The sequence below is a fragment of the Echinicola vietnamensis DSM 17526 genome, from assembly GCF_000325705.1.
Lineage (GTDB): Bacteria > Bacteroidota > Bacteroidia > Cytophagales > Cyclobacteriaceae > Echinicola > Echinicola vietnamensis.
Window position 1 is genome coordinate 1,701,071 of record NC_019904.1, and the last position, 11,044, is coordinate 1,712,114.

The 11,044-nt window shown below is 43.3% G+C and carries 7 protein-coding genes; 2 read left to right on the top strand and 5 right to left on the bottom strand.

The window, feature by feature from the left end; genetic code table 11:
• Nucleotides 1-35 precede the first annotated feature (35 nt).
• The 3 genes from ECHVI_RS07280 to ECHVI_RS07290 all read right to left on the bottom strand — a co-directional run bounded on the left by ECHVI_RS07280 (nt 36) and on the right by ECHVI_RS07290 (nt 6,190).
• Nucleotides 36-3,479: a CotH kinase family protein gene (locus ECHVI_RS07280; RefSeq protein ID WP_015265315.1), complete on the bottom strand. Its 3,444-nt coding sequence runs from the start codon at nt 3,477-3,479 to the stop codon at nt 36-38.
• Between the two features lie 335 nt (nt 3,480-3,814).
• On the bottom strand, nt 3,815-5,500 hold the full coding sequence (locus ECHVI_RS07285) for a capsule assembly Wzi family protein (RefSeq protein ID WP_015265316.1): 1,686 nt from the start codon (nt 5,498-5,500) through the stop codon (nt 3,815-3,817).
• A gap of 24 nt (nt 5,501-5,524) precedes the next feature.
• Nucleotides 5,525-6,190 carry a hypothetical protein gene (locus ECHVI_RS07290; protein WP_015265317.1) on the bottom strand — a complete coding sequence of 222 codons (666 nt, stop codon included), beginning with the start codon at nt 6,188-6,190 and terminating at the stop codon, nt 5,525-5,527.
• A gap of 249 nt (nt 6,191-6,439) precedes the next feature.
• Between ECHVI_RS07290 and wecB the strand changes: the two genes are divergently transcribed.
• Entirely contained in the window at nt 6,440-7,546 is a 1,107-nt protein-coding gene (gene wecB / locus ECHVI_RS07295; RefSeq protein WP_015265318.1) for a non-hydrolyzing UDP-N-acetylglucosamine 2-epimerase, read from the top strand.
• A gap of 104 nt (nt 7,547-7,650) precedes the next feature.
• Here wecB and ECHVI_RS07300 read toward each other — a convergent pair whose 3' ends face one another.
• Entirely contained in the window at nt 7,651-10,113 is a 2,463-nt protein-coding gene (locus ECHVI_RS07300; protein ID WP_015265319.1) for a bifunctional UDP-N-acetylmuramoyl-tripeptide:D-alanyl-D-alanine ligase/alanine racemase, read from the bottom strand.
• A gap of 40 nt (nt 10,114-10,153) precedes the next feature.
• Complete coding sequence (locus tag ECHVI_RS07305) at nt 10,154-10,489, bottom strand: tRNA-binding protein (protein WP_015265320.1); 336 nt, start codon at nt 10,487-10,489, stop codon at nt 10,154-10,156.
• Nucleotides 10,490-10,566: 77 nt separating this feature from the next.
• On the opposite strand from ECHVI_RS07305, the gene ECHVI_RS07310 reads away from it, so the two are divergent.
• Nucleotides 10,567-10,920: a hypothetical protein gene (locus ECHVI_RS07310; protein WP_015265321.1), complete on the top strand. Its 354-nt coding sequence runs from the start codon at nt 10,567-10,569 to the stop codon at nt 10,918-10,920.
• Nucleotides 10,921-11,044 lie beyond the last annotated feature (124 nt).

Consider the following 11,044-nt stretch of genomic DNA (forward strand, 5'->3'; position numbering starts at 1 on the left):
TTGAAAATTAATGCGTTTTAAGCAACTTGTCAGTGTTATAATTTGATGAATTTGGAAATTTCTATTTTTTGATTTGTCACTATCTTCAGGGTGTAAAGCCCCGTAGGAAACGCTGAGGTCGATATAGTAATTTGATTTGATGGGATGTTATCGATCTTATTTATAATATTGCCATTTGAATTTATGATTTCCATATACCTGATATTTGAGTGGCTATCACCCTTGAACTTCAGGTTCAGTTTGTCGTTTGTTGGATTGGGATATATCTTTTCAAGATAATTTCCTGGTGTTTCTTCGGGATTGGAGGGGAGATCCGTAATGACATCTTCAATTAGATATCCATCTACACTGACATTGTTGAAACGTGCATTGCCAGCATCACCGAATACAGTGGGGCCGCTAAACTTTAGTCTCACCTTGAAGTCCTTGTTGTTGTTAGCTCCAAGGATTGACGTGAAGTCCATAGAAACTAACTTAAAATCTTCTTCCAGTAAAATTTCTTTGGTTTCTAATTGGTCACTAATCCACTCTTCTCCATCCATGGTGTACTCTATCAAAGCTTTTTCAGGCCCACTTCCTGTCCTAGAGATAGCCATCGATAATATGATGTCTTTAAAATTATTTGTAGGGATTTCAAATACCAAGAAGGCTTCTTTTCCGCTCATTACAAGTGGGTTACGCGTTCGGATGCCTCGCATTTGGTTTGATAGATAAGGCTTGCCACGGTTGCCTTTTTCTCGGTAGTTTATTGGTGTCGGATCGTTGACTCGGTCCATTATTCCTGCTGTGCCAGAAGGAGGAGGATAATATGGAATGACTGGTTGGAAATGTAAGACAGCATTTGAACCGGTAAGACTGTAGGAAGCTTCTATTTGTGTTAATGCGACATCATTTTCTACATTATCTTTATCAAAATGCCAAAAATGAATGAGACGCTGTGATTGCTCTTCAGTCGGAGTAAATACAGCTAAGGCCTTTGTGTTTTCCTCTAAGCTTAATGTAATTGTTGGATCATTATACCTTTCCTCACCTACTGCCCAGTGGTGGAATTCAAAACCCTCCATTGGTTTTGCTTCTAAAGTGACCGGGATGTTTTTAAAATAGGTGCCATTCCATGGGTAAGATTGATCCGGTATTCCAGGGGTGCTCGGCTTAATATCGATGGTGTTGCATTTGATAAATCCATGATTTGGATTCGATACATCGAGTGTCAGTTTCAGGTCTTCTTCGATATTAAAGTGGTCCTCGATATGTTTTCTTTGATAGTTGGGCCGTTCTTTGAAATAGGTGATCAACTCATTTTTTCGATCTTCGTTTGTTCCATGATGGTTCCATCTTTTAAAGTGCTCTTCCAGATGTGGTTGAAGTTCTTGGTATCTTTCTTGGATTATCCTTGCTGTCCTATCGGGATGAAAAGTAGTGTTAATGTGATCAGCAAACCTGTTTATAAAGAGGTTTCTGAAAGAAGCATTGGTAAGTAGGCTTCGCAACAGGGCAGTTTTCTCCGGATCACCAGTGGGGCGGAATTCACCTCCGCCCTCGGGGTGAATAAAGTTGTCTAAAAAATCATATGAGGCTGGAGCTTGGTAGCGGGCACTTGCGTCAAAATCCCATATCATCAAACGCCATTTACCATCTTCATATGGCTTACTACTCGTTTCCTTTGTTCTCCAATACCTAAAATGTTTTTCTCCGTCCCAGTCCGTATTGTTCATGTAGATAAACATGATATTATAATCTACATAACTAAGAACGTCTAAATGCTCTTCTATATAACTATAATTTGTTTCCTGACTGAGATCTTTGTCAATCGCAAATTGATATAGATTACGATAATAACTAATATCTGATGGCTCGCCCGTTTCTACTTGGCTTTCACTTCCATTTCCCCATGGGGCATTAAGAATTATTAGATTGTCATCTTTTACGTGATATTTTCTGGAAATATGGTGGTCATTTAGTCTTTCTCGTAGATTGATAATCCCCCAAAATTCTCCATTTAATAGCAGGATAGAGGGGCGACTGTCCTGAAGATCTACTTTTGCTGGAGACATGATTTTTTGAGATACCGCATCTGTATAAATATCCATGTAATCCCCTCCAGCTCGTAACAAAAGATGCTTATAGCTTTCCATCGTATTGCCAAATGCATCTGATGCCTCTGGCAGAAAAGTATAAGCCATTTCATTGTCACTATCATATTCATTTCTTCCGTATAACCTAAGGCTTTTCATAGGTTTGGACCTTGACCCCCCGCCATGTATACGGGTGCCGAGATTTTGAGAAAAATCGAGCTTCCCGTTTTTTAAAAAAAATTCTAAATGAACCTGTTTTTCCCAATCTTTGCCCCTATGGTAATAATTCGCAACGGAAACATAGCTGTGCTCAGTGCCGCCTGCATCAAAATATTCTTTTCCTTGTACGTAGATTCCTTCTTCATGACCAAATAAGTTTTCCTGGGAAGAAACCAAGGAGATTATAGGTAATTCATACCGGTTATTTTTATCTGGATGGAAAAGGAAACTGCCAGTATTTACAGGGCTGATATTTCCGTCTTTGTAGGTGGCCGTTCTGATGACTTGACCTTTGAATACGTTTTCTTGAGGGCGCTTCCAGCCATGGCCAAAATCAGTACGATATGTAGTGATGATATCTGATAAATCATTGTCTTTGGATGTTTTATCGGAAAGTTGAAGCGGCGTTGTGTATACGTATGTGGTATTCCTTCTTGAGATATTTTTGCTTTCGTTCCATTCTCCAAAATGAAAATAATTAATGAGAAACGGAATCCCCTCTCCATCGAGATTGTTTATATCCGGAATAGATCCATCAAGTGTATAAAGGATCATTGCTTCTGGGACGGAGGACGTTAATTCGATGGTTGTGGGCTGTGAATACCATCCTGGAGGTGTTGAAAATGTTGGAGGTGATAAAAGATTTGACTGTCCATTTTCTCCATTGCTTTTTTTGGGGCTTGGAGAGTTATAAAAATACCAATCACCAGTCCCATTTGGAAATCTGCCATAGGAATAATTAGTGGGTACGGGAGGAACGTCTATTTTACTGATTTCCTCATTGTCAGGTGTGAATAAATACAGAGCCTCCCCATCAGCACTGATGCTGAAATTAGTATGCAGTGGAGACATGGAGTCTTTTTTGTTCTTGCCGGATGCCCAAATCAATAGGTAAGCACCTGGCTGTAACGTGAAATCTGGAAACTCCCATTTATCTGTTTCATCCTTATCATCTGTTAATGAAAAACCTCCTAAGTTTATAGCGGATTCCCCATAGTTGTATAGTTCTATCCAATCTTCATCATCATTATCATCATCATAAAAAGATCCATCATTTGAAGACATTACTTCATTAATCGTGATTTGCTGAGACTTTACTCCAAAATTGATAAAGAATAATAGTGTACAAAAAAATAAAAATTTGTGCATTTTAGTAAACAACAGTGGTTCGTAAATATTTTCCATAAAGAGCCCGTATTTGTTGGTTAATATCAGGACCTTATAATGATTAAGACGATCATCTAAGCAGTTTCGCTACAGTATTCCCTTAAAGTATTAATCTGGTACACAACAAAATCCCCATACAGCTTATGATTTGCTATGTAATAAGAGCGAGATAATCCTGAAATTCGAAAAAAGAACAAGATGATATTCCTGTCTGGTCAAATATAAAACTAAATTTTTGAGAATATCAAATAGCTACTACGGTTTCGGTTTTGATGTAAGTTTATTTTCGACATGGACAAAGTATTTTTCCCAGTTCATACTTTGTTAAGACGTCCACCAAATTTGGTTCTCGTTTATTCAAATAAATACATCAAACTTACCTGTCCTACAAAATTATTACGGTCCCATCCGGCCACGAAATATTGGTCTGGACTGTTTTCCAAGTACCATTTGTAGTTGAGCGAATAAATGTATTGGAGCTTTCCGGAAAGTAGAAAATTATCCAATTTCCAATCCGCTACCAAAGCAGGTGTCAGGTCAATATATTTACGCCTCCAGTCCTTAATAATCTCGTAGGTGTTGTAGTAATAATCGAGGTTGTAAACAATGCGCTCTACTTGAAACCCTATTCTGTTGTAATTTTGGACATAGCTGGCGCCGGCAAAAATCACATTGCTCCCCGGACCATTCCCTGCACCCAAAACTTGTCCCAAATGGGTGTAGCCATGCCTGACATGAGGGTGGGTGTACCAAGAATTATAGGAGATGATGGCATCACGAACAGTCTGTCCCGTTTGGGTCATCTCTGAGCTGATCTGGATATAGGCATCTTCTTTTTTAAGGGGAATAAGGTTGCTAAAACCAAACGTAAAGGCCCTGTTCAGATCAGGGTTCACCAGAAAGTCCCTTAATTGCCTGCTGTTGCCGTTAGAGCCGTATTCACCATAAAACTCAAATAGCCCGCCATGGCTCATCCATCGGAAGTATCCGGAGCTTAATTGGTTTCGCTGATCACGATCAGGGTTTTCGATGTTTTTTGGCCCTTTTTCACCGTTGAAAAGGGGCAGATAGTCCCCAAAGCTGTCCATGTCATTATGGTACATTTGGGAAACACTGCTGTAGCCGACACTTAGGCCGGGGACCCATTTGGGCTGATAACTTATGGTGATGCCTGAGAGGTACCGCCAGTCTTCATCTCTTTTGGGGATGTAGGCTGGAGTGTTTTTATAGACCAAACCGGAATTTGGAGGGAGGAATCCTGAACTTTGCAATTGGCCAGCGATAAGCTGCCCCTCGAAGTAACCGATATTGGTTTTCACAGGTCTTTTGGTTTCTATCGTGGCGTGTAAAAAGCCCGGAGCATTATTGCTCATCAAGAGGGAGTTGCGCTTGCCAGGCCCCCACCAAAGCATTTCCGTGGAAATTCCCACAGAAAAATCACGATAGGAATATTTGATGCTGGATTGGCCGGGAAGAAACTTGGTGTAGGATCCTGTGCCAAAACGCTCTGGGATATCACTGGTGTTCAGCCATTCATAATAATCCATGTAGTGATAGCCATTGGTCTTGTCCGGAAACCCAATGTAATCTCTATTTTGGGCACTCATCAATTCTGGTTGGAATTGGACTGTAAGGCCACCATATTCCAAGTACACCCCACCGCTCAGCAATACTTGAAGTCCACGGTTAGGGATCATGGCACCATCGTTCACCCCAAATGCATACTTCGAGTTGAACTGGGACTTTATGAATATGGGCAAGGGCTTGACCACTAACTTACCATCTTCAAAAACCTGATCGTCATTATAGCCATAGAGTTTGGCGTAAGTACTGTTCGCAAAGGCTCCTTCTAAATCCTCCATGTTGGGGTTTAGTGGACGTAGGTTAAACGAAAAGTGCTTGTCAAATTTCCCAATTAGCTGCTGTCTTCTCAGGTAATCTTCCAGAAATGGCGCATTGAGGTTAGCGGTCTGGGCCATGGCAGCCAAAGGCATCCATACCATGGAGAACAAAAATATCGCTTTGAAACGGAATGGCATTATGATGTGTTTTAATAACTTCATTTACTTCACAGTAAGGGCACTGACTTCGATTTTAGAGATGGACCAGCTTTCATCACAGATAGGGTCAGGAGCATTTTCTTGCAGCAATTGGTCTCCACATGTAATGGTGAGCGTTGGGCCATTGTGGGAGACCAGCTTGGAAATCCTGTACTTGGTGGTCCAATTCGGAGTATCGGCGTATTGGCAAAGCCCGGGAAGATCGGTTTCCAAGGCTCCCGTTTTGGGGTCATTGTGGCGTCCATATGGGTCAGGATAGGACTGGAACAGACAATAGCTGGAGACACAGGGTGAATTGGAAAAGGTGGTGTTGAGGATTTGCACGCCGCTTACCTCCATAAACCAATAATCCGGTCCACTTACTCCTGTGTTGTTTCCATCCCAACTGTCATGGACGAGTAGTTCGATCACCACCCGGACAGTGTTGTGTCCCGGCATACCGTTTACGGCTACGGATACTTCTTCATTGTTATAATTTCCCAATACCGTGTCCTCTTCGAATACCATCAATTTTCCATTTTCGATGCCAGAAAGACTAGCCGGTGCCGAAAAGTCATTTTCATAAACCAGTACCTCATCCATTAGCTGATCTTCATGGCAGGAGCTGGTCAATGAAAGCAGGAAAACACAGGCGAAAAATACTATAATCTTGGATGAAATAAACTGCATGAGGTAATATAGCTGGAATTAATTGTTCATTTACCGATTTTATCCATTGAAGGACAGTTCGTTGCTCATTTTTTTCGAGCACACAAATATAAGGGAATTTCAAAGAAAGTTTTCGATCCCACCTTTGTAATTGCTTTTGTGCCCGGCAAAACCAGGAATTTGACCCTAGAATGGGGGCCACGAAAGACAGATTGTGTATATTCGCAGTCATGTATTATTGGTTTGCTCAAACCACCAAATGCCTTAAATATGCTTCAAATTACGCTGATCGCCGGGGCTCGCCCAAACTTCATGAAAATAGCGCCACTTATCCATGCTATTCATGATTTACAACATGCAGGCCATGCACTGAAATATCGATTGGTCCATACCGGGCAGCATTATGACCACAAAATGTCCGGAGACTTTTTTGAGCAATTGGAAATTCCAGACCCTGATGTTAACCTGGGTGCTGGCGGTGGCACTCAGGCAGAACAAACCGCTGCCATCATGATTGGTTTCGAAAAGGAACTTATCGCGAACCGGCCGGATGTTGTATTGGTGGTAGGGGACGTGACCTCTACCTTGGCCTGCAGCATTACGGCCAAAAAGCTGCAGGTCCCCGTGGTGCATGTGGAAGGCGGGATCCGGTCTGGTGATATGAGCATGCCGGAAGAGATCAATAGAATCGTAACCGATAGCATTACCGATCATTTTTTTACCACTTCTGAATTGGCCAATGAAAACTTGAGAAAGGTCGGTGTGGACGCCCAGCGGATACATTTCGTGGGAAACACGATGATTGATACTTTGCTGAAACAACAGCCGCGGTTTCAAAAACCTCAGGGCGAGCTGTTCGATGCCTTGGAGAAGAATGGTTACTTTGTCCTTACACTTCATCGGCCGGCCAATGTGGATGAGGAAGTTAAGCTGAAAGCTACCATGGAAGCGATTTTGGCTGGAACAGGAGAATGTCCGGTGTTGTTCCCTGTCCATCCTCGGACAGCGAAAATCCTAAAAAACTTGGGCATCAAACATCCCCGGCTACACTATTTGGAGCCTTTATCGTATCTGTCATTTAATTTTTTGGTGCAGCATGCAAAAGGCGTGATCACCGATTCGGGGGGAATTACAGAGGAAGCCTCCGTCATGAATGTGCCTTGCCTGACCCTTCGCGATAATACCGAGCGACCTGAAACCATTCATCAAGGCACTAATGAATTGGTGGGGACGTCTCCTGAGCGGCTTAAGCCTTTTCTCGAGAGAATTTTGGCAGGCAATTGGAAACAATACCAAGGGATTTCCCTTTGGGACGGTCATGCCGCGGAGAGGATCATTAAAGTGCTCTATGAAATCTATGGAAAAGTTTCTCGATGATTCATGTGTCCGCGTAAGACCATTTTCGCCCTATATCACCTCTAGAGACCAGCAAAGAAGGGCTGTGCTGTCAAGATTGCCCTGCATTGCTCCTGAAAGCATTCTTAATCCAGGTAATAAACCCGTTTTACACGGCTGCTGATATTGGTCAGGAGTTCGTAAGGAATCGTCCCAATGGCCTTGGCTTGTTCCTTTAGGGACAGCCCATGACCATAAATGATGACCTCATCACCTTCGTGCACATTCATTCCCGTGACATCAATCATGGTCATGTCCATACAAATGTTGCCGATTACAGGAGCTTTTTGGCCATTTATAAGCACTTGGCCAGTGCCATTGCTGAACCTTCTGTCGTAGCCATCCGCATAGCCGATGGCGATGGTGGCGATTTTGCCGTCGTGGTCCATGGTTCCTTTTCGGCTATAGCCGACTGTATCTCCTTTTTTAAGGTGTTTGATTTGGGAAATGGTTGTTTTAAGGACACTGACGGGCTGAAGCGCATTTTCGTGAAGGCCGTTTACCTCGATTCCATAGAGGCCAATTCCCAGTCGAACCATGTCCAGTTGATGTGCAGGATATCGGACGATTCCGGCGGAGTTTAGGGCATGCATTAGGGGAGCGTATCCCAGAAATCCTTTTATGGTGGAGCACATTGATTGGAACTGGGCCAATTGACGCTTGGAGTAACCCTCGTGCAGGGCTTCATCCGCTCCTGCCAAGTGGGTGTATAAACTGGCTATTTGTAGCGCTGGAAACTGATGCAACAAGGTGCCGAGTGCTTCCAGGTCTTCTTCCCCAAATCCCAACCGGTGCATCCCCGTGTCAAGGTCCAGATGTACCTTAATGGTGGTGGCATTTGACTGGCAGTATTCGCCGAGTTGGCGGAAAAAGGACAGGCTATAGACCACCGGTTCAAGGTCGTACTTAATTAAATTGCCGAATGATTCCTGTACCGGATTGAGCACCATGATGGGGAGTTTGATTTTTTCTTGCCGTAAGCTTACCCCTTCATCTGTATAGGCTACCGCCAGATAGTCGGCCTTGAGCTGTTCCAGGTGATGTGCTATTTCAGTGGCCCCTCCCCCATAAGCAAAGGCTTTTACCATTATCATGGTCTTGGTGGAAGGCTTAAGAAGGCTTTTGTAAAAGGTGAAATTCTTCCTCAAAGCATTGAGGTTGATTTCCAGAACGGTGCCGTGAATGCGTTCTTGAAGGGCGTCTACCACGCGTTCAAACTGAAAAATGCGAGCGCCCTTGATGAGGATTAGATCATCTTGAAGGGCATATGTTGGTAGTTTTTCCAGTAAATGAGCGGTGTCTCGAAAGAAATTTACGGTGCATGAAGGGGGAGCTTTCAGCTGACCAATATCGGATCCCACCGCAAATACCATGTCCAGTTGGTAATGGCTAATCAAGTTACTGACGCTGTCATAAACGGAAGACTTGTCCCCAGCTTGGAGCAAGTCCGAAAGGATGAGGATTTTGCGCTTTTTGGGACGCTGGCTGTTCAAAAATTCCAATGCAATGTCCAAACCTGCCAAATCGTTGTTGTACGTGTCGTCAATGAGCAAGCACTGGTGGATGCCTGCTTTTAAGGTCAATCGCATCTCCACCGTGTCCAGCACCGGGATGGATTGTTGGATCTGGGTTTCCGACAGTCCCAGTACCAAGGCGGCCACAATGGTATGACGGAGGTTTTCCAGGGAGGCTTCATCCGTAAAGTGGCTATGGAAAGTGAACAATCCCAGGTCTGGTTTGATCAGCGTAAGCTTACTGCCCTCTTTTTCCTTTTTCGTTGATAAGGTATAGTCTCCTCCCGGTTGGTCGGACCAGGAGACGAGCCGATCGGAAGGGAATTGATCGGTCAAGGCCCGGTGAATGGCAGCATGGTCTTTTCGGTAGACAATCAGTTGGGCGTCCTTAAAAAGCAGCAGCTTTTCGTGGAGTTTTTCTGCTTGACTGGAAAAGCCCTCGGCATGTGCCGTGCCGATGTTGGTCATGATGCCGATATTCGGTTGGATGATGGTCTGGAGTTTGGCCATTTCGCCCGGCAAGGATATGCCAGCCTCTATGATGGCCGCTTTGTGGTGGTTTTCGATCCCGAAAATGGAAAGGGGCACGCCTGTTTGGCTGTTGTAGCTTTTGGGGCTTTTGGCGATGTCGAAACGGCTAGCCAAGATTTGCCCCAGCCACTCCTTAATGATGGTTTTGCCGTTGCTGCCCGTAATGCCAATGACGACGCCTGAAAATTGGTTTCTGTTCCACTTGGCCAATGCTTGTAACGCTTCCAATGCACTTTTGACCACAATGATCGTGCAGTCTGTTAATGGAGAAATGTGCTTGTCATTTTCTACAATGAAGGTTCTTACTCCTTTGGAAAAGGCATCCATGAGGTAATCGTGCCCGTTTACTTTAAAGCCTTTTAAAGCAACAAAAAGGGTTTGCTTCCCATGGTATATTTTTCTGGAATCGGTACTGATAGCGGTTACCGAAGGATGATGCCCCTGATGAAGGAGCTGTCCATTGGTGATGAGAAGGAGTTCTTGAAGGGTTAGCGCATTTACCATTGTTCAAAAAACGTGAAGGCCACGAGAATCAAGTTTCGGATTAGGACAGTTTTGCTCCATTCGGGACGGGCATGTCGACCGTGGCGAGCACCACATGTCCGCTTTCGTCATGAAAGCCCGTTACCAATACCTCTGACATCATGTTGGCGATTTGTTTGGGGGGAAAGTTGCAAATACAAATCACCCGTTTTCCGCGCAAATCACTCGGTTCATAATACTTTGTTATTTGCGCTGAAGATTTTTTTATCCCCATTTCACCCAAATCTACTTGTAGCTTATAAGCTGGTTTTTGTGCTTCCTCAAAAATTTCAGCATGAAGGATGGTTCCAATACGGATATCAACCTTTTGAAAATCAGAGAACTGAATTGTTTGCATATTATTCAATAATTTGTATATTTGGAAACCTCGAATTATCTAAGAATAATTTATTATTGTTAAAATTATATTTTACGATGTTCAAAGCTAACCAAATTCTGTCTAATTACGGCAAGATTTTCCTCTTGGGAATCGGTTTTGTGGTGTTTTATTCCGCAGAGGTTAGCGCACAGGAAGTAAGGGACTGTGATCGTGACCGACACTATGAGGAAGAGGCCAGATCACAGGAACATGAGTATGCAGAAGTTCCTTTTGAAGAGTATAAACCTGAAAAAGTCACCTCCTCTAAACCCGCCAAATCTTCCGTAAAAGAGCGGAAAGAAAATCCAATCTACAAGTCTGGCGGGGAGCAGGAGACCAAGAAAGAAGAAATGTCCACTTTGTCATTCAATCTTTTTCTGTACATCGTGGATCGTTTCAAAGAAGATTAAAAAAATGTACCCATTTTACAATTAACAATAACCCAAGGTGAGGAGGCTTTATTTGGCCTCCTTACTTTTTTTATAGGGGTATAGCATTATTCTTGGGGCGCAAGCTTCTATATTTATCGTAAAA